The sequence below is a fragment of the Stenotrophomonas maltophilia group sp. Smal32 genome, from assembly GCF_030237085.1.
GTDB lineage: Bacteria > Pseudomonadota > Gammaproteobacteria > Xanthomonadales > Xanthomonadaceae > Stenotrophomonas > Stenotrophomonas maltophilia_Q.
In genome coordinates this window covers 1-17,344 of record NZ_JASJSI010000090.1, presented here as the reverse complement: position 1 = coordinate 17,344, position 17,344 = coordinate 1, and the positions used below count along the sequence as shown (strand labels likewise).

At 68.2% G+C, this 17,344-nt stretch carries 20 protein-coding genes; 9 read left to right on the top strand and 11 right to left on the bottom strand.

The annotated features are described in order from the left end of the window. Positions 1-223: 223 nt before the first annotated feature. Together QRO91_RS17545 and QRO91_RS17540 are read right to left on the bottom strand one after the other, a co-directional pair. Complete coding sequence (locus QRO91_RS17545) at positions 224-817, bottom strand: mechanosensitive ion channel family protein (protein ID WP_100443786.1); 594 nt, start codon at positions 815-817, stop codon at positions 224-226. Positions 818-853: 36 nt separating this feature from the next. Beyond that, positions 854-1,033 (bottom strand): hypothetical protein, encoded by a 180-nt coding sequence (locus QRO91_RS17540; RefSeq protein ID WP_049426785.1) that lies wholly within the window; start codon positions 1,031-1,033, stop codon positions 854-856. A gap of 126 nt (positions 1,034-1,159) precedes the next feature. Between QRO91_RS17540 and QRO91_RS17535 the strand changes: the two genes are divergently transcribed. The 3 genes from QRO91_RS17535 to QRO91_RS17525 are packed head-to-tail and all read left to right on the top strand — an operon-like array spanning position 1,160 to position 3,160. After that, positions 1,160-1,738: an RNA polymerase sigma factor gene (locus QRO91_RS17535; RefSeq protein ID WP_012511790.1), complete on the top strand. Its 579-nt coding sequence runs from the start codon at positions 1,160-1,162 to the stop codon at positions 1,736-1,738. Further along, on the top strand, positions 1,735-2,268 hold the full coding sequence (locus QRO91_RS17530; protein ID WP_049426786.1) for a hypothetical protein: 534 nt from the start codon (positions 1,735-1,737) through the stop codon (positions 2,266-2,268). Before QRO91_RS17535 ends, QRO91_RS17530 begins: the two co-directional genes overlap by 4 nt. A gap of 10 nt (positions 2,269-2,278) precedes the next feature. Continuing rightward, complete coding sequence (locus QRO91_RS17525; RefSeq protein ID WP_285310488.1) at positions 2,279-3,160, top strand: DUF4097 family beta strand repeat-containing protein; 882 nt, start codon at positions 2,279-2,281, stop codon at positions 3,158-3,160. Between the two features lie 49 nt (positions 3,161-3,209). Here the strand turns inward: QRO91_RS17525 and QRO91_RS17520 are convergent, their stop codons facing one another. The 3 genes from QRO91_RS17520 to QRO91_RS17510 form a co-directional block, all read right to left on the bottom strand. Further along, complete coding sequence (locus tag QRO91_RS17520) at positions 3,210-3,392, bottom strand: hypothetical protein (protein WP_005410566.1); 183 nt, start codon at positions 3,390-3,392, stop codon at positions 3,210-3,212. Positions 3,393-3,403: 11 nt separating this feature from the next. Continuing rightward, positions 3,404-3,697 carry a YkgJ family cysteine cluster protein gene (locus tag QRO91_RS17515; RefSeq protein WP_080354961.1) on the bottom strand — a complete coding sequence of 98 codons (294 nt, stop codon included), beginning with the start codon at positions 3,695-3,697 and terminating at the stop codon, positions 3,404-3,406. A gap of 229 nt (positions 3,698-3,926) precedes the next feature. Next, entirely contained in the window at positions 3,927-5,288 is a 1,362-nt protein-coding gene (locus tag QRO91_RS17510; RefSeq protein WP_049426788.1) for an Hsp70 family protein, read from the bottom strand. 182 nt (positions 5,289-5,470) lie between these two features. Between QRO91_RS17510 and QRO91_RS17505 the strand changes: the two genes are divergently transcribed. Next, entirely contained in the window at positions 5,471-5,806 is a 336-nt protein-coding gene (locus tag QRO91_RS17505; protein WP_049426789.1) for a zinc ribbon domain-containing protein YjdM, read from the top strand. A gap of 6 nt (positions 5,807-5,812) precedes the next feature. Here QRO91_RS17505 and QRO91_RS17500 read toward each other — a convergent pair whose 3' ends face one another. After that, a complete protein-coding gene (locus tag QRO91_RS17500; RefSeq protein ID WP_049426790.1) occupies positions 5,813-6,964 on the bottom strand; it encodes a transglutaminase-like domain-containing protein in 1,152 nt (383 codons plus the stop codon). Positions 6,965-7,204: 240 nt separating this feature from the next. Here QRO91_RS17500 and QRO91_RS17495 point away from each other — a divergent pair, with 240 nt between their 5' ends. From QRO91_RS17495 to QRO91_RS17480, 4 genes are all read left to right on the top strand, one after another. Then, entirely contained in the window at positions 7,205-7,807 is a 603-nt protein-coding gene (locus QRO91_RS17495) for a hypothetical protein (protein WP_049426791.1), read from the top strand. A 49-nt stretch (positions 7,808-7,856) separates the two neighbouring features. Continuing rightward, positions 7,857-8,030 (top strand): oxidoreductase-like domain-containing protein, encoded by a 174-nt coding sequence (locus QRO91_RS17490; RefSeq protein ID WP_049402330.1) that lies wholly within the window; start codon positions 7,857-7,859, stop codon positions 8,028-8,030. Next, positions 8,027-8,644 carry a DUF998 domain-containing protein gene (locus QRO91_RS17485; protein ID WP_049426793.1) on the top strand — a complete coding sequence of 206 codons (618 nt, stop codon included), beginning with the start codon at positions 8,027-8,029 and terminating at the stop codon, positions 8,642-8,644. The genes QRO91_RS17490 and QRO91_RS17485 overlap by 4 nt, the downstream gene beginning before the upstream one ends. A gap of 78 nt (positions 8,645-8,722) precedes the next feature. Next, complete coding sequence (locus tag QRO91_RS17480) at positions 8,723-10,069, top strand: virulence factor family protein (protein WP_275539616.1); 1,347 nt, start codon at positions 8,723-8,725, stop codon at positions 10,067-10,069. Positions 10,070-10,149: 80 nt separating this feature from the next. Here QRO91_RS17480 and mprF read toward each other — a convergent pair whose 3' ends face one another. Further along, positions 10,150-12,714, bottom strand: coding sequence for a bifunctional lysylphosphatidylglycerol flippase/synthetase MprF (gene mprF, locus QRO91_RS17475; RefSeq protein WP_049426795.1), 2,565 nt, complete (start codon positions 12,712-12,714; stop codon positions 10,150-10,152). A gap of 192 nt (positions 12,715-12,906) precedes the next feature. Between mprF and QRO91_RS17470 the strand changes: the two genes are divergently transcribed. Then, positions 12,907-13,254, top strand: a complete 348-nt coding sequence (locus tag QRO91_RS17470) for a RidA family protein (protein ID WP_049426796.1) — start codon at positions 12,907-12,909, stop codon at positions 13,252-13,254. Between the two features lie 157 nt (positions 13,255-13,411). Here the strand turns inward: QRO91_RS17470 and rnfB are convergent, their stop codons facing one another. From rnfB to QRO91_RS17450, 4 genes are all read right to left on the bottom strand, one after another. Next, positions 13,412-13,825 carry an Rnf electron transport complex subunit RnfB gene (gene rnfB, locus QRO91_RS17465; protein WP_053091925.1) on the bottom strand — a complete coding sequence of 138 codons (414 nt, stop codon included), beginning with the start codon at positions 13,823-13,825 and terminating at the stop codon, positions 13,412-13,414. A gap of 24 nt (positions 13,826-13,849) precedes the next feature. Then, positions 13,850-14,440, bottom strand: a complete 591-nt coding sequence (locus QRO91_RS17460) for an HAD family hydrolase (protein WP_049426797.1) — start codon at positions 14,438-14,440, stop codon at positions 13,850-13,852. Positions 14,441-14,516: 76 nt separating this feature from the next. Further along, on the bottom strand, positions 14,517-16,598 hold the full coding sequence (metG, locus tag QRO91_RS17455) for a methionine--tRNA ligase (RefSeq protein ID WP_049426798.1): 2,082 nt from the start codon (positions 16,596-16,598) through the stop codon (positions 14,517-14,519). Between the two features lie 102 nt (positions 16,599-16,700). Continuing rightward, positions 16,701-17,144 carry a DUF2147 domain-containing protein gene (locus QRO91_RS17450; protein WP_049426799.1) on the bottom strand — a complete coding sequence of 148 codons (444 nt, stop codon included), beginning with the start codon at positions 17,142-17,144 and terminating at the stop codon, positions 16,701-16,703. Positions 17,145-17,344: the final 200 nt, after the last annotated feature.

Sequence of the window (17,344 nt, the reverse complement as noted above, 5' to 3'; positions counted from 1 at the left end):
AACGCTGACCGCGGTCGGAGATTTCGGGTATATGTGGGCGTGGGGGGGGTGGGGGGGTTGGGGGGGGGTGGGGCGGTTTGGGGGCGCCGCCAGGGTTACGGGGGGGCGGGGGCCCGCCCCCCCCACCCCCCCCCCCACCCCGCCAACCCACGGAATGCCCGCCTTTGACGTTGACGTTGCTTCGGCAGGTGCAGGGCGCAGCCCTGCAAAGAAAAACCCACCCTCAGCCGTCGCCCTGGATGCCGCCCGGTGCCTGTGCCGGGTCGCGCCAGCGGCGCACCGTGCGCTGGAAGAACAGGTTGTTCGGCAGCTGCAGCACCGTGCCTTCGTGGCCGTCGCCGGTCTCCTGCAGCGTGGTGTAGATCAGGTTCACGTCGATCACCCGGCCCTTCAGGCCCGGCTTCTCGCCGTTCTCCAGCACTTCGATGTAGTCATGCAGGCGGAACGGGCGGGTGGTGAAGATCAGCAGCGTGCAGAAGATGTTGGAGAGCACGCTCCAGGCCGCGAAGAAGGCCACTGCGCCCACGGCCGCGAAGCCGGTGAACGCGGTCCACAGTACCGAAGGCGATGCGCCGAGCAGGCTGAGGATGTACAGCAGGGCGCTGAAATAGACCACGAAACTGCTGATCCGGCGTGCGCCCATCGCCATCTCCGGCGGGAGCGTGTAGTGCTCGGCGAAGCGGCGGATCAAGCGCCGTGCCAGCACTCGCAGCAGCCACGCGGCCAGCAGGGTGAGCAGGATCTTCCCGGCGATACCGGCGTCGTGGAGCCAAGGGTAGGTCCAGGCCGGCAGGTGATCCTTCAGCGACAACATCATGGGGGCGACGACAGGTGGCAATAACGGCCTTCGATGTTACCCGGCGCGTGCAGCGGATTCGACCGCTGGGGTCCAGGCCAGGCAGACCAGCTCCTGGCGGTGCTGCTGCAGGCAGGCGCGGCCGTTGTCTGGACGCAGCTGCAAGGACAGGCCCAATGCCTGCAGCAGTACGCAGGCGGCGATCACCAGCAGGGCGGCGCAGGATGGGCTGGACATGGCAGAACTCCTGGACGGCAAATTCGCGAAGGACCTTCCATGGATGCAGCAGCCGTCGAAAAGGTTGCATGGCATCGGCCGTCGATCAGCTCTAAACCTTTTTCCGGGTCGCGGCATCCAAGGGATATGCTCGACACCACCATGCCCGCGCCGCCTGCCGCCAACGACGCCGTCGACGAACCCGCTCTGGTGCGGGCGGCGGCCGCGGGCGATACCGCTGCCTATGAACTGCTGTACCGGCGTCACGCGCCGCGTGTATTCGCTGTCCTGTGGCGGTTGTGTGGCGGCCAGCAGGCACGTGCCGAGGATGCGCTGCAGGAAGCGTTCCTGCAGGCGTGGAAGGCGCTGCCGGGGTTCCGGTTCGAAAGCAGCTTGTCCACCTGGCTGCATCGGTTGGGCGTCAACGCCGCGCTGATGGAACTGCGCGGGCGTGCTGCCGGGCAGGACCACGACAGCCTCGACGAAGTGGACGGGGGGTTGCAGGAACTGGCGGTACACGACCGCTGTGCCGGCACCGAACGCGACCTCGAACGGGCGCTGTCGACACTGCCGCCACGGGCACGTGCGGTACTGGTACTGCACGACATCGAAGGCTGGAAACACCAGGAAATCGCCGAACAGCTGCAGATGGCCGTCGGCAGTTCCAAGGCACAGTTGCATCGTGCGCGCGGCCTGTTGCGCGCACGGCTGGGAGACATGACATGAATACACACGACCACGATTCCGACCACGATCTACTGGCACGGCTGCGCGCGCTGCCAAGCGAGCGCGACGTACCCACCGATGGCTGGGCACGCCTTTCGGCCCAGCTGCCGCCGCGTGAGCCGCAGGCGGCACCTGCGCCGGGCGACAACGTGGTGGCCCTGCCGAACCGTTCGCGTCGGCGTTGGTGGTTGCCGGTGGGTGCGGTGTTGGCGGCCAGCCTGGCGGTCTACGCCGTGGCGCCGTGGCGCCATGCGCAGCCAGAGGTGCCGGTACCTTCAGCACTGCAGCTGCAGGCTGCGGCGATGACCGAGCAGTACCAGCAGGCCGTGGCCGCGCTGCCCGATGGACGGGCGCCGGAATGGCAGCCGGCCCTGCATGAACTGGATGAAAGCGCGGCGCAGATCCGTGCCGCCCTGGCGCAGGACCCGCGTGCGCCGCACCTGCTTGGCCAGCTCAAGCGTACCTACACGCTGCGGCTGGAACTGACCCGGCAGGCGGCCTATGCCGCCGAGTCCGGCTTGACGACCTGAGGAGACCCCCATGACCCGAACCCTGATTTCCTGCTGTGTCGCGCTGCTGCTGGCCCCTGCCGTGGCGCTGGCCGATACCCGCATCGACGAGCGCCATACCCTGGCCGCGGGCGGTCGCATCGAGCTGAGCAACGTCGCCGGCAAGGTGACCGTGCGTGGCTGGGACCGCAATGACGTGCAGCTGACCGGCGCGCTCAGCGACGGCCTGCAGCTGCGCCAGGAGAAAAGCGCCAATCGCGTTCGCTGGGAGATCGAATACCCGCGCCGCAACAACAACGGTGGGGCCACGCTGGTGCTGAACGTGCCGCGCTCGGTGGAACTGTTGCTGAGCACGGTCAGCGCCAGCCAGGACATCAGCGGCATCGACGTGCGACGGCTGCAGGCCGACACGGTCAGCGGCAGCCTGAGCGCGGCTGGCCGCAGTGGCGACAGCAAGCTCAACACGGTCAGTGGCAGCGTCAGCGCACGCCTGCAGACGCCGAAGCTGGATGTGAACACCGTCAGTGGCCGGATCGAGGCCGGCGGCGGTGTGTCCGGTGATATCGGTGCGCAGACGGTGTCCGGACGGGTCGAGGTCGACGCCGGGCGCGTGCAGCGGTTGGCGGTGGAAACCGTCTCGGGCAGCATCGACCTGGCAGCAGCCGGATTGGCTCCCGGCGGCCGCATCAATGTCGAATCGGTCAGTGCCTCGGTCACGCTGAGCCTGCCGCGCACGGTGTCGGCACAGCTGTCGGTGAACAGCTTCAGCGGCTCGATCAACAGCGATGCCGGTCAGGTGGAGCGGCCGCGCTATGGGCCGGGCAGCCATCTCGATACACGTCTGGGCGGCGGTGATGGAGACATCCGCATCCAGTCGCATTCGGGCAGTGTGCGGGTGCGGCTGGACCGCTGAGCACGGTCCGGCAGGCCGCGGCGGCAGCGCCGCCGCGGTCGGAGCTGGCTCAGCTGGCTTTCTTCAGCGCCCAGGTGGTGCCGAGGACTTCGATCTTGCCACCGGCCTTGCGGAACGCTGCCAGGTCCGAAGCGATCGAATCGCTGCTGACCACGGTGCTGGCGGCCGCGCCCTTGCGTTCGCTGCGGATGCTGTTGCTGGCCTTCGCGGGGGTCTTTGCCTTGCGGGGCATGGTTGCTCCTGTCAGGTGGAAGGGGAGGAAAGCGCCCAGGCATCGGCCTGGCGCAGGTAGTCCTGCCGCTCGCGGCGGCAGTCATCGCCGCCCATCGAAAACTGGCGGCAGATCGCCGGGCGCTGCGAATAGATCGTGCAGCGCAGGTGATAGGGATCGATCGCCGCGCACCAGCCTTCCTCGTTGCGCGCCATCACGGCACGGCCGTGCGCGTCGCGCGAGAGGAACTGGCCGGGCACGTGGTCGCCGGGCTGCAGCAGCACGGGCAACCGGCAACAGACCGCGTCACAACGGCGGCAGTCGATGGGTGCAGGTGCTGCGTCAGGTTGTAAGGCCTCAGGGGCCTGGCGGGTGCCCAAAGCGGGTCTCGATGGCGGCTCCGGTAGTACGCGGACCATGAACGAGCCAGGAAGGCATGGCCGCTAGGCCCGCAGGGCGGGCCAGGCTGCACCGTGGACACACACCGGCGTGGCCGGTGGAAGGTGCAGCTGGGATCTAGCCGACCAAGAGTAACTTAGACCGCGTAACGTTTTGTTAATCCTGGCTGGCTGCCGCCAGTGCCAGACCCTGGACCACGCCCAGCGAGGGCTCGCCCTGGACCATGCGGGCGCCCGGGAAGGCCTCGGCCACGGCCTGGCGCAGGTAGCCTGCACGGGACATGCCGCCGGTCAGGAACACCGCATCCGGATCGCCACCGATGTCGCTGCGGACCTGGGCCAGCAGTTCGCGGATCTGCTCAAGGTAGCCATGGGCGGCGGCGGCCAGGCCGTCGGCGCTGCTGTCGGCATGCAGATCGCGGGCGATGTAGTCCAGCGTGCTGCGGTGCTCGCTGGCAGCGCTCAGGGCGATCTTGGCGCGTTCGACATCGCGGTACAGGCGGGCGGTATTGCCGGTGTCCTGCAGCGCCTGCAGGCGGTCGCCCCACGGTGCGTCCACATGGTCGTACTTGTGCAGGCGGAACTCGCGCTGGCGGGTCATGTCCTGCACAGTGGCCGCTTCCACATAGTGGTGGGCCGGCACGCGGGTGATGCCGCGGCCGAACAGCGGCATGTAGCTGGACAGGCTCAGCGCCAGGTCGATGTCGGTACCGCCGCGGGCGATACCCCAGGCACGGTGGATGCGCGGGGCATCGTCCCCGCCGACTTCGGCATGCGCGATATCGGTGGTTCCGCCGCCGATGTCGACGATCACCGCCTGGTGCCGCTCGCGGCTTTCGGCGTGGTAGTGCATGGCCGCCGCGGCGGGTTCTTCGAGGAAATCGATCTGGTCGAAGCCGGCCTGGGTGGCGGCCTCGCGCAGGATGTCCAGCGCCTGGTCGTTGCCGGCCGCGCCGATCGAGCTGCGGAACTGCACCGGGCGCCCGAGCAGGGCCGAGCGCAGCGGTTGGCCGAGCTGGGCGCTGGCGGTCAGGCGGATGTGTTCGAGGATGTGCGCGGCGATGCCGGTGATGGTCTGCTTGGCGCGTGGGTGCAGGTTGTAGCCGAGCATCGACTTCGGGCTCTGCACCAGGTTGCCTTCGTGTTCCTCGAAATAGGCTTCCAGCGCTTCGTCGCCGTAGACCGCGTTCTGCAGCAGGTCGCTGGCGCTGCGTTCCTGGCCGGCGCGGGCCTCCATCCATTCACGGCGCAGGGCGCGCAGGGCTTCACGGCGCAGCGCCTGCGGCGTGCGTTCCTGGCCGGCGGCACGGGCTGCACGCGCGGCGCTGTCGATCATCTGCTGCAGCTGGTGTTCCTGGCCGTCATCGAGCTGGAAGTCGTCCGGGTCGGGCACCACGCCAGGGAAGTACACGCTGGTGCGGAACTGCTCGGCGTCGCCGAAACGGATCGGCAGCAGCTTCCCCTCATGCACGATGGCGGCGGCGGAGTTGCTGGTACCGAAGTCGATGCCGAGGCGCATGGGGAGTTCCGGGGGCGATCAGGGGCCGCGCACTCTGCTGCAGTTCGCGACCGACTGCAAGTTCCAGCGTCATGGCTGCTCCAGCTGCGGCCATGGCGGCGGCCGGGCATCTGCCAGGGAACTGGGGCCCCGGACCGGGCGGTTACAATGGCCGCTGTTGATTCACTTTGAGGTACTTGCCGATGTCGTCCGTTCCCGCCTGCCCGCAGTGCACCCTGGAAAACACCTATGCCGATGGCGCGCTGTGGATCTGCGCCGATTGCGGTTTCGAATGGACCGCCGAGGAAAGCGCCGGTTCGACCCTGATCGTGCGTGACAGCAACGGCAATACCCTGCAGGCCGGGGACACCGTCACCGTGATCAAGGACCTGAAGGTGAAGGGGTCTTCGATCCCGCTCAAGCAGGGCACCGTGATCCGCAACATCCGCCTGGTCGAAGATGATGCCGAGCACATCGAAGGCAACTCGGACAAGATCAAGGGCCTGGTCCTGAAGACCTGCTTCCTCAAGAAGGCCTGATCGGTCTCAGCGCCTGGCCTGCTGCTGCGCGCGCCAGCGGGCCAGGCTGTCCAGCTTGGCCTGGTAGCGTGCCTGCTCCGGTGCACCGCCCAGAAGCTGCGCGCGGGTCAGTTCACGGTCGGCGCGCTCGAGCTGGCCGGACAGGAAATACACGCGCGCCAGTCCGAAGTGGAACTGGTGCGCGGTGTCATAGAGGCGCACGGCCTGCCGGTAGTAGCGGATGGCTTCGGCCAGCCTTCCGGCCTGCTCGGCCTGCGTGCCCAGCATGTACTGCGCGAACGGGTCCTCACGCTGCACCGACTTCAGGCGTCGCTCCAGGGCCTTGGCCTGTGCCTCCAGCCCAAGCTGCCGATACAGCGCGCTGGCATTGGTCAGCGCTGCATCCTGGCGGCCGTCCAGGCGCAGGGCGCGGTCCAGTGCCTGCCGCGCCGCATCGGTGTCGCCCTCGCGGTTGTCGAGCACGCCCAGGTTGTTCCAGACCGAGGGGAACGCGCGGTCCTGCACGACCGAGGCATCGAAGAACGCGCGGGCGCCGACGAGGTCTCCTTCGGCCATGCGTTCGGCACCACGATTGTTGTAGAAGTGGGCCAGTGCACGCGCGCGGCTGACCGGCTGCGGGCCGTGGCGGTCGTAGAGCACGTTGCGATCGAGGTCGACCGTGGCGTAACGCCCCGCGATCTCCACGCCTGCGTTGACGTGGCCCACGCTGTAGACCACGCCGGCGTCCTGGTCCTGGTACCAGGACACGACCTGGCCGACTTCCTGCACGCGGGCCTGGATGCCAGCCTCACGCGCCAGTGCCACGAACATGAGCGTGAAGGCGAGGCAGTTGGCGCGGCGCTGCTGCCAGACTTCGCCCACGGTGTAGGTCGCGTTCGCGTCGTACTGCAGGTCCAGCCCCTGGCGGCCGAAGATCATTTCCACCAGGGCCTGCAGCCGCTGTTCGCGCGATGAACTGCGGTCCATCACCTGCGCCTGCAGCATCGCGCGCATTGCAGGAGGAATCGCGAAGACCTGTTCCGGCGAGGGAATCTCCACCGGGGTGATGCTTCCGATGGGCGGGATTGCATCGGTGCGCGGGTGGTCCTGTGCGCAGAGTGGCGCGGCCATCAAGGCGGCCAGGGCCAGGACGAAGATGCGGGCGGCAGGGCGGTACATGACAGTTCCCGGCAGCGGCGGGCGCTCCCGCCTGCAGCGAGTGTAGACCCGGCGGCGCCGCGCCGCAGTGACCGTTGGTCGGCGCGTGGCCGGCACGGCGTTTCATCCACAACCGATGTGGACCAGCGCTCGACAAAGCTGTGGACAACCGCGTCCAGGCCTCACCGGGCAAGCGTTGTGAGCGCGTGGTGAAAAAACAACCAGCTTGCCGCAGGGCAGCGCAGGCGGGATGATCCGGGCATGGATTTCTCTCCGCTGACGCTGGCTCCAGCGCAGTGGCAGGCGCTGCAGGACAGCTACGCAACGCCGCCCCGCGCCTACCACCACTTCGGACACGTACGCGCGGTGCTGCAGCACTGCCAGGACGTGGCTGACGGCCCGGGCTGGCAGGGGCCCGCCGAGGTGTACCTGGCCGTGCTCTACCACGACGCGATCTATGTGGCGGGGCGCAAGGACAACGAAGTGCGTTCGGCGGCGCTGGCCCTGCAGGCGATCGCACGGGACCCGGAACTGGCCGGCGTCGACGCCGCGCGGGTCGAGCAGTTGATCCTGCTGACCGCCCACCATGGCGATCTGGGCCCAGACGACGTTGATGCCGAGGCGGCCCTGTTCCTGGACTGCGACATGGCGATCCTGGCCGCACCCGAGCCGGTGTTCGCCGCTTACGATCGTGGCGTGGCCGAAGAGTACAAGGGGGTCGTGCCGGGCTTCCTGTACCGCGCCGGGCGTCGCCGTTTCCTGCAGGGGCTGCTGCGTGCGCCGCGCATCTTCCTCAGCGACTTCTTCCACCAGCGCCTGGACGCGGCCGCGCGGGAAAACCTGCGCCGGCAGCTGGCCCGCTGAGCCGGCCCGGTACACTGGGGCCTGCTTCCACCGATTGCCGCTTCCGACTGTGTCCGTCCCTGATCCCGATCCCCGCCCGCTGCCCCCCGAAGAGCCCGGTCCCAACGAGTGCTGTGGCAGCGGTTGTCCGCTGTGCGTGCTGGATCTGTATGCCGATGAGCTGCAGCGCTATCGCAAGGCGCTGGCCGAATGGAAGGCACGGCATCCGGAGGCAACGCCATGAGCCGCGCACGCCCGGCGGCAGTGCTGGCACTGGTGGCGTTGCTGCTGTTCGTCGCCACCGCGCTGTGGACCCAGTTCGCACGCAGCGATCTGGACTGGGTGCGGGCCACGCTCAGCCTCTACCTGCACGGGCCGTGGGGGTTGGCGCTGCGCGCTGCATACTGCCTGCTGGCGTTGGCCATCGCGGTTCTCGGCATTGCGCTGTATCGCGGCAGCATCGGCCCTCGGCGCAGTGCGGCGGCGCCGCTGTTGTTCACTGTCTCTGCACTGGGGCTGGCGACGGTCGCCATCGGTGACAGCTGGTTGCCTGAAGCGACTCCGCTGCTTGCACCGTTCATCCATGGGGTGGCGGCCAACACCGCGTTCCTGTGTGCCAGCGTGGGCATGCTGCTGCAGGCCTGGTACCTGCGCCGTGAACCGGGCTGGCAATCCGCCGCCGGCCTGCTCTGGGGCTGGGCCTGGCTGGCGTTCGTACTGCTGTGGCTGCACGTGTTGTGGCGCGCCGGCCCGCCGCGCGGGCTGGGCCAGAAGGCGGTGATCGTCGTGATCGTGGGCTGGCTGTTGTACCTGGCCCTGGCGCTGTACCGGCGCAGCCGCCGTACCGCGGCCCACTGAATCCCCAACGGCCTGCGCCGGTACGTGCCGTGCACGCGGCGGCGGCGTATCGTGTGCGCATTCCATCGGGGATGCGATATGAAGCGTGCAGGGCTGGGCAGGGCAATGGGTGTGGTTCTGGCGCTGGCAGCGCTGCCGGCAATGGCGGCGGCCAACGTGCAGCAGTTCAGCCATGGGCGGTTCGAGCAGATTCCGGTACACATGCCGGCCGGTACGCCGCAGCGGGTGGTGATCTGGTTCCATGAACCCACCGCCGGTGGTGATACCAGCCGCCTTCCGATCGAGGCCCTGCGTGCCGATGGCGCGATGGTCGCTGCGGTGGACATCGCGCACCTGCGCAGCGTGCTCAAGCGCGAGGGTGATCCGACCTGTTCGTTCGGTTCCGGCGACGTCGAGAACTTCTCGCGCTGGTTGCAGGCCTCCCTGCATCTGCCCGGCTACCACCTGCCGCTGGTCGGTGGTGATGGCGAAGGCGCCGAGATGGCCTACACGCTGGCCGCACAGGCCGACACCCAAGTGTTCGCTGGCCTGCTGACCACCGGCTTCTGCCCGGAGCACAGCCACGAGCGCATGGTCTGCGGCGACGGTGTGAAGCACAACAAGCTGCAGCCTGCCGAGTTGAATTTCCCGTGGCTGAGCGCCGCCGGCGACCATGGCTGCAAGGTTGGCGAGGCCAGCCGCTTCGTGCAGCAGGTGGCGATGGCACGCGAGTTCAAGCGCACCGCACGCGGCGATGCTTCACCGGGCCTGGTGGCGGCGGCGCGGGTGATGGGCGCGCAGGTGGGCGTCAGCCTGGCACCGCCTCCGGCCGCGCTGAAGGGCCTGCCCGTGGTGGAGGTGCCTGCCGCCGGTAATGGCGACACGCTGGCCGTGTTCGTTTCCGGCGATGGCGGCTGGGCCGGCCTGGACAAGGACGTGGCATCGTCGCTCAACGAGCATGGCGTGGCCGTGGTCGGCATCGACTCGCTGCGCTACTTCTGGAGCGAGCGCACGCCGAAGGGCTTCGCCACTGACCTGCAGAAGATCATCGATCACTACCGCCAGCAGTGGCATCGCGACAAGGTGATGCTGATTGGTTTCTCGCAGGGCGCCGACGTGCTGCCGGCCACCGTCAACCAGCTTGATGCCGGCACCCGTGACGCGCTGGACCGTATCGTGCTGCTGTCGGTGGGCAGGAAGGCTGACTTCGAATTCCATGTCAGCAACTGGCTGGGGGGGGGCGGCGACGGCCTGCCGATCGCGCCGGAAGTGGCGAAGCTGCCGGCGGCGAAGACCCTCTGCGTGTATGGCGACAAGGATGACGACGCGCTGTGCCCCGGCCTGCCGGCCAACGACGGCGTGCAGAAGGTGAAGCTGCCGGGCGACCATCACTTCAATGGTGATTACGACCGCCTGGCCGAAGTGATCCTCAAGGGCGGCGCGTAAAGCGGAGGGCGTGCGAACCAACGGTTCGCACCCACCAGAGCGAGCCGGTTGCGCCGGGCCATGCCCGGCGGGTCGGGGCGTCAGTTCCGCCTCGGGTCCAGCGAGATCAGCCGCGTGGCATCCAGCAGCGCCGCCGGCAGGTGCATGCCGCCCGGCGCAGCCAGATAGCGCGGTCGCCACTGCGGGTCGAACTTCGACTTGAAGCGGCGCAGGCCACTGAATCCATAGAAGCGTTCGCCATGCCGCGCCAGCAGGCCGGCCAGCCGGTTCCAGCGCCCAGCCAGGCGGTGCTGGGCCAGCCCGGACAGGGGCGCCATGCCCAGCGAGAAACGCGCATAGCCCTGTGCACGACCCCACAGGAACAGCTCGATGAACAGGAAGTCCATCGTGCCCTTCGGGGCCTCGTTGACGTGGCGCATGAGGTCCACCGACAGCTCGGCACCGGCCGGTGCCTGCCACAGGTTGGCGAATGCCACGATCTGGCCCTCGGCTTCGACCAGTGCCACCGGGAAGCGCGCCAGGTAATCCGGATCGTAGCTGCCCAGCGAGAAACCCTTCTCGTCGCCGGCCTTGTCTTCCAGCCACGCGTTGGAGATCGCGTGCAGGCGCGGAAGCAGGCTGGGAACCTCTTCCACCGGTGCCACGCGGAACGACAGGCCGCCGCGCTTGCCGCGGTTCCAGGCCTGGCGCAGGTCGGCGCGTTCGCGGCCTTCCAGGCCGAAGTCGTGCAATGGCACGATCGCTTCCTCGCCCAGCTTGACCAGGCCCAGGCCCAGGTCGAGATAGGTCTGCCAGTAGGTCTCGCCGATCTGGTAGAACACGGGGCGCAGGCCGAGCCGGTCGGCTTCCTCGCGGAAGCGCCAGATCAGCGCGCGCGCGACCTCGGGCGGGCCGACCGGATCGCCCATCGCGATCAGCGATCCGCCGTAGCGCTGCATCATCACGAAGCCCTGCTTCGCGTCATCGCGCAGCACCGCCTTGTCGGCGGTCAGCACCAGGCAGGCCTGGGTGTCGGTGGCACCGGCCAGGACCGGGGCCAGTGACTGCAACGTGGATTCGTCGGCCGGTGGCAGCGGGCTGCGGGTGCTGTGCAGCAGCCGGGCCAGCCCGAACATCACCAGTGCGATGGCCACCACCAGCAGCGCACGCAGTGCGCGCGGTGCGTTGCCGGATATCGCAAACTGCCACCACAGCTCGTTCTGGTATTCGACATGGCTGTAGGTGAAGAACAACAGCCAGGTGACTGCCACCAGTACCAGGCCGAGGTTGCGCAGCCATGGCCACGACCAGGCTTCATCCAGCAGCGCGCCCTGGCGATAGAACTCGCGGCGTGCGGCCCACAGCGCCATCGCCACCAGCAGCGCGGACACCGCGATCAACGGTTGGCCACCGCGCAGCCACAGCGGCAATGGGGTGATCACGCACACGGCCATCGCCAGCATCCATGCGGCATGGCTGCGCCGGGCCAGGCCCTGGCCGATCAGCAACAGGGCGACGCCGCTGAGGCTGCCGATCAGATGGGACGTCTCCAGGATCGGCAGTGATGCGTTGACCAGGTGGCGGCGCGGCGTGGGCAACGTGCCGTCGATGACCAGTGCAGCACCGATGCTGAACACTGCCAGCGCGATGATCTGCGGAAGCCACGGCCGCAATGCGTTCCAGCCGGCACGGGTTGCACCGGCACTGGCCTGCAGCGGTTGCCGCAGCGCCGGAGCCAGCGCGAGCAGGGTTGCCAACAGCAGCGGCAGCACGTAGTAAGTGACGCGGTAGATCAACGCCGCAGCCAGCACCGCAGCCGGTGCGACCTGTGGCAGCAGCTTCAGCAGGCTCCATTCGAACACGCCGAGTCCGGCGGGCACGGTCGAAACCAGTCCGGCCAGCACCGCGACCAGGTACAGGCCAACGAAGCCGGGCAGGCCGGTCGGCGTCGAGTCCGGCAGCAGTACGTAGAACGCGGCGCTGGCCAGCACCAGTTCGATCACGCTGAGCACGGTGACGCCGATCATGGTGCGGCGGTCGGGCAGCCACAGCGCATGGCCGAACACGCTGAACTGACGCCCATCGCGGCCGACCAGCAGCAGGGTGGCCGCATAGGCCAGCAGCGCGACGATGCCGACCACGCGCACCGCATCCGGGTCCAGTGGCAGTGCAAGTGCCGCGGCCGCCGGTTCCATGCACAGCGCCACGCTGATCAGCAGCCAGGCGCCGAATACGAAGCCGAGCGTGCTCATCAGCACGACCTGGCCGATCTGCGCCAGGTCCAGGCCGGCGGTGCGGTAGCCGCGCAGGCGCACCGCACCGCCGGTGAGCGCGGCAAAGCCCACGGTCTGGCCGAGCGTGTGCGCCAGGAACGCCGTAATGCCGATGCGCGCCGGATGCACGTGGATACCGCTGCGGCGCAGGCCGATGGCATCAAAACCGATCAGGCAGGCATAGCTGGCCAGGCCCAGCACGACAGTAAGCGCGATCTGCGTGCCACTGAGCTGGTGGAAGGCATGGCGGATGGCGCGGTAGCCGTTCTCATCGAACTCGTTGGCCAGGCCGTGCAGCGCCAGCGCAAGGATCAGCAGCGGGACAACGATGGTGAGGACCCGCTTCCATGCCGGGGTGGAGGGAGCGGTGGCGGGAGCGGTGGTTTCGGTCATCGGCGCAAGCGTGCGTCAGGGAGGGCGAGGGTGGTGTCAATGCAGCCGTGGCGCATCGTGCGCCTGTCGCTGGCATTTGACCAGCGCCGCTGTCGGAAGCCGGTAGTGAGCGTGCGTGGACGGCTGCCCTGCACCCATCGTTGACCGGTTTGGAGGACAATGCAGGCCTGATCACCCGCAGGAGCCACGCCCATGATGGAGCGTTACGACGTCGGACCGCGCATGTCCGAAATGACCGTGTACAACAAGGTCGCCTACCTCTCCGGCCAGATTCCGGAAGACACCAGCCAGGACATCACCGGGCAGACCCGGCAGGTGCTGGCGGAGATCGACAAGCTGCTGGCGCTGGTGGCCAGTGATCGCCAGCATGTGCTGCGCGCCGAAGTGTTCCTGGCCGACATGGCCGACTTCGACGGCATGAACAAGGCATGGGATGAGTGGGTGGTGGAGGGTGCGACCCCGGCGCGCGCCACGGTCGAGGCCAAGCTGGCCCACGCCGAGTGGAAGGTCGAGATCGTAGTGACGGCGGCAGTGCCGTAACGGCAGGGTCACCTCCCAGCAGTGGAGGAGGGGGTAGAGTCGACTGTTGGTCGACTGTCGCGCGCAGCGCGGGGTTTTGCGCCGCCGGAACGAAGAGCAGTCGACTAACAGTCGACTCTACCCCGCCGCTCCGCCGCTCCGCCGGTTGGTCCGGTGGCTACGCTGGTACCAGCTCGATGCAGTCCACCGGGCAAGGCGGGATGCACAGCTCGCAGCCGGTGCACAGGTCGGCGATCACCGTGTGCATATACTTGGCGCCGCCGACGATGGCGTCCACCGGGCAGGCCTGGATGCACTTGGTGCAACCGATGCAGTCGGCTTCCACGATCAACGCCACCTGCGGCGCCTTGTGCTCGCCGCGCGAGCGATCGAATGGAATCGCCGGTATGCCCAACACCTGGGCCAGCGCGCGTGCACCGGCATCGCCACCCGGTGGGCAGCGGTCCACGCCTGCCTCGCCACGCGCCATCGCCTGCGCATACGGGCGGCAACCGTCGTAGCCGCATTGCCCGCATTGGGTCTGTGGCAGCAGGCGGTCGAGGCGTTCGGTCAGGGGCGGGATCAGGCTCATGCGTGGCGAAGGCTGCGCGTTGGGTTACTTCAGGGGTTTGCCGCGGAACCAGCGCTCGTGGGCCAGCGCCAGCATCGGCTTGTCTTCGGAACTGTCACCGTAGGCATGGATGCGCACGTAGCGCGACAGATCGAACTGGCGACGGATGTGCTCGACCTTGCGTGGGCCGCAGTCGCCACCGGCATAGCGACCGGTCAGGCGGCCGTCCTGGCTTTCCAGCCGGTTGCAGATCAACTGCAGGCCCAGCTGCTCGCACCACGGCCGCAGGTACAGGTCCAGCGAGCCGGACACGATGACCACGGTGTGCTGCTGTTCCTTGTGCCAGCGGATCTGCTCCAGCATTTCCGGGCGCACCACGTCGGGCAGGAATTCGCGCGAGAAGCCGGCGGCCAGGGTGGCGATGTCGTCACTGTGGCGGTCGCTGAAGGTCAGGCGGGTGACGCGCGCGCGGATGCGTTCGGCCGAGATCAGCTTCAGCTTGTACGCGAGCAGCCACGGGCCGACCTTCCACCACGCCTGCGCCAGTTGTTCGGCGGTGGCCACGCGGCGCAGGAAACGGCCGTAGGTATCGCAGGTGGTCACGGTGTGGTCGAAGTCGAACAGCGCCAGTTCCATTCCGTTGCCTCCCATCGCGTTGCCCCGTGGCCGGTGCCGCCGGCGGGCGCGGCCGCAACCACGCCCGCTGCAGGCTTCAGCGGACCGGCATGCCCGGCTGTGCGCCGCTGTCGGCGTCCAGCAGCGCCAGCGCGCCACCGTCGAAACCGGCCGACAGGATCATGCCTTCGCTCAGGCCGAAGCGCATCTTGCGCGGGGCCAGGTTGGCGATGAACACCACGCTGCGGCCGACCAGCTTCTCCGGCTCGCCGTAGCTGCCACGGATGCCGGAGAAGATCTGGCGCTTGCCCAGTTCACCGGCATCCAGTTCGAAGCGCAGCAGCTTGTCCGAACCGTCCACGAACTCGCAGACCAGCACCTTGCCGATGCGCAGGTCGAGCTTGGCGAAATCGTCGATGCCGATGTAGGTCGGGGCGTCGGCGCCCTTGGCTTCTTCCTTGGCCGGTGCCGGTGCGGCCGGCTTGACCGCTTCGGTCTTGGCGGCGGGGGCGGCGGCAGCGGCCGGCTGCAGGGTGTCCTTGGAGGCGTCGATCATGGCGTCAATCTTCTTCGGGTCGATACGGGTGAACAGCGGGGTGTAGTCGGTGATGCGGTGGCCCAGCAGCGGCTGCGCCAGTTCGGTCCAGTCGTTCACCGGCGCGGCCAGGAAGGCCTCGGCCTGCGCGGCGGTGGCCGGCAGCACCGGTTTCAGCGCGGTGACCAGCACGCGGAACAGATTCAGGCCCTGACTGCACACCGCTTGCAGCTGCGCGTCGGCGCCTTCCTGCTTGGCGATCACCCACGGCTTGACGTCGTCGATGTAGCGGTTGGCTTCGTCGGCCAGGGTCATGGTCAGGCGGATCGCTGCAGCCGGGTCATTGCGCTCGTAGGCTTCACGGATCGGCGCCAGACCGTCGACGAAGCGCTGGTACTGCGCCGCATCGGGGAGCTGCGCGGCCAGCTGGCCGTCGAAGCGCTTGCTGATGAAGCCGGCGCAGCGGCTGGCCAGGTTGACGAACTTGCCGACCAGGTCGGCGTTGACGCGGGCGATGAAGTCACCCAGGTTCAGGTCGAGATCGTCGACGCCACCGCCGGACTTGGCGGCGTAGTAGTAACGCAGCGCTTCCGGTTCCAGCCCGGCGTCGAGGAAGGTGCGCGCCATCACGAAGGTGCCGCGCGACTTGCTCATCTTGGCGCCGTCCACGGTCAGGTAGCCGTTGACGTGCAGGCGGGTCGGCGCGCGGTGGCCGGTGCCGTGCAGCACCGCCGGCCAGAACAGGCCGTGGAAGTTGACGATGTCCTTGCCGATGAAGTGGTGCAGCTCGGTGCTGGTACCGGCGCGCAGGTGCGCTTCGAAGTCCTCGCCGAGCCTGCCGCACAGGGTCTGGAAGCTGGACAGGTAGCCGATCGGCGCGTCCAGCCAGACATAGAAGTACTTGCCCGGCTGGCCGGGAATCTGGAAGCCGAAGTACGGCGCATCGCGCGAGATGTCCCACGCGCGCAGGCCACCTTCGGCATTGAGCCATTCTCCGAGCTTGGCCTTCACGCCCGGCAGGGCGACGTCGCCGGCCAGCCATTCGCGCAGGAACGCGTCGAAGTGGCCCACCTCGAAGAAGAAGTGCTCCGAATCGCGCATTTCCGGCGTGGCACCGGAGATCACCGAACGCGGCTCCTTCAGGTCGGTCGGCGCATAGGTGGCGCCGCACACTTCGCAGTTGTCGCCGTACTGGTCGGGGCTGCCGCAGTTCGGGCAGATGCCCTTGACGTAGCGGTCGGGCAGGAACATGCCCTTGGCCGGGTCGTAGAACTGCGCCACCGAACGACGGCTGATGTGGCCGGCCGCTTCCAGCTTCAGGTAGAACTGCTCGGTCAGCGCCTTGTTGGCCGCCGAATTGGTCGAGTCGTAATGGTCGAAGGCGACGCCGAACGCGGCGAAGTCACGTTCGTGGCTGGCCTGGATGTTGGCGATGAAGGTTTCCGGGGTGACCCCGGCCTTTTCCGCAGCCAGCATGATCGGCGTGCCGTGGGTGTCGTCGGCGCAGACGAACCAAGCCTTGCCGCCGCTCATTCGCCGCGCACGCACCCAGATGTCGGCCTGGATGTAGCCGACCAGATGGCCCAGGTGCAGCGGGCCGTTGGCGTAGGGCAGGGCGGTGGTGACGAGCGCGGTACGGGTCATGGTCGCGGGGTGAAGCCGAGGGGAACCGCAGAGTATCGCATGCCCGCAACGAGGTGACCCGGCCGGGGCCGGGTCACGGGGATGAAGCGGGGGCCGGGGCGCTTATTCGCGCTGCCAGGTCTGCGCGCGGCAGATGAAGGCGATGCAGCCGGACACGTCAAGCCTGGTGCCGCCGGGCTGCAATTCCATCTTCGACTTGTAGGTCTTGCCATTGGCCGGATCGAGGATGGTGCCGCCGGACCACTTGTTGGCGCCGTCGGCCTTCAAGTTCCAGAGGATGGTCATGCCCTTCACCGGCTTGTTCTTGTTGGCGCCTTCACAGCCGTCACAGACCGGGTTCGGGCCCTTGTCCGAGTGCAGGATGTCGACCACCTTGCCGGTCAGGGTGCCGTTGGCGGCCTGGGTGATCTCGACGATCGACTTCACCTTGCCGGTCTTGTCGTCGATGGTCTTCCAGCGGCCGGCGGCGCCATCGGCGGCCTGCGCCGAGAGCGCGGCCAGGCACAGCGGCAATGCCAGCAGCAGGGTCTTGAAGGTCTTGCGCATGGTCCCCTCCCAGGGTTCATTCCGGCACGATGCCGGTACGGGTCGACTGTATACCCATTCGGCGGGGTATGGGGAAGGGGGGGGCTTTGCAGGGCTGCGCCCTGCACCCGCAGAGGCAACGGCAACAGCCGAACCAACAGCAAAACCGGACTTGCTGGGGGATGGCGGGGCACTGTGGGTTTGCGGGGCCGCCGTAAACC

Coding starts and splice junctions, on each gene's coding strand:
- QRO91_RS17460 (WP_049426797.1), bottom strand. CDS start 14,440: ATGGAACTGGCGCTGTTCGACTTCGACCACACCGTGACCACCTGCGAT.
- QRO91_RS17545 (WP_100443786.1), bottom strand. CDS start 817: ATGATGTTGTCGCTGAAGGATCACCTGCCGGCCTGGACCTACCCTTGG.
- metG (WP_049426798.1), bottom strand. CDS start 16,598: ATGACCCGTACCGCGCTCGTCACCACCGCCCTGCCCTACGCCAACGGC.
- QRO91_RS17480 (WP_275539616.1), top strand. CDS start 8,723: ATGAAGCGTGCAGGGCTGGGCAGGGCAATGGGTGTGGTTCTGGCGCTG.
- rnfB (WP_053091925.1), bottom strand. CDS start 13,825: ATGAGCCTGATCCCGCCCCTGACCGAACGCCTCGACCGCCTGCTGCCA.
- QRO91_RS17450 (WP_049426799.1), bottom strand. CDS start 17,144: ATGCGCAAGACCTTCAAGACCCTGCTGCTGGCATTGCCGCTGTGCCTG.
- QRO91_RS17495 (WP_049426791.1), top strand. CDS start 7,205: ATGGATTTCTCTCCGCTGACGCTGGCTCCAGCGCAGTGGCAGGCGCTG.
- QRO91_RS17485 (WP_049426793.1), top strand. CDS start 8,027: ATGAGCCGCGCACGCCCGGCGGCAGTGCTGGCACTGGTGGCGTTGCTG.
- QRO91_RS17535 (WP_012511790.1), top strand. CDS start 1,160: ATGCTCGACACCACCATGCCCGCGCCGCCTGCCGCCAACGACGCCGTC.
- QRO91_RS17470 (WP_049426796.1), top strand. CDS start 12,907: ATGATGGAGCGTTACGACGTCGGACCGCGCATGTCCGAAATGACCGTG.
- QRO91_RS17505 (WP_049426789.1), top strand. CDS start 5,471: ATGTCGTCCGTTCCCGCCTGCCCGCAGTGCACCCTGGAAAACACCTAT.
- QRO91_RS17500 (WP_049426790.1), bottom strand. CDS start 6,964: ATGTACCGCCCTGCCGCCCGCATCTTCGTCCTGGCCCTGGCCGCCTTG.
- QRO91_RS17520 (WP_005410566.1), bottom strand. CDS start 3,392: ATGCCCCGCAAGGCAAAGACCCCCGCGAAGGCCAGCAACAGCATCCGC.
- QRO91_RS17540 (WP_049426785.1), bottom strand. CDS start 1,033: ATGTCCAGCCCATCCTGCGCCGCCCTGCTGGTGATCGCCGCCTGCGTA.
- QRO91_RS17510 (WP_049426788.1), bottom strand. CDS start 5,288: ATGCGCCTCGGCATCGACTTCGGTACCAGCAACTCCGCCGCCGCCATC.
- mprF (WP_049426795.1), bottom strand. CDS start 12,714: ATGACCGAAACCACCGCTCCCGCCACCGCTCCCTCCACCCCGGCATGG.
- QRO91_RS17530 (WP_049426786.1), top strand. CDS start 1,735: ATGAATACACACGACCACGATTCCGACCACGATCTACTGGCACGGCTG.
- QRO91_RS17525 (WP_285310488.1), top strand. CDS start 2,279: ATGACCCGAACCCTGATTTCCTGCTGTGTCGCGCTGCTGCTGGCCCCT.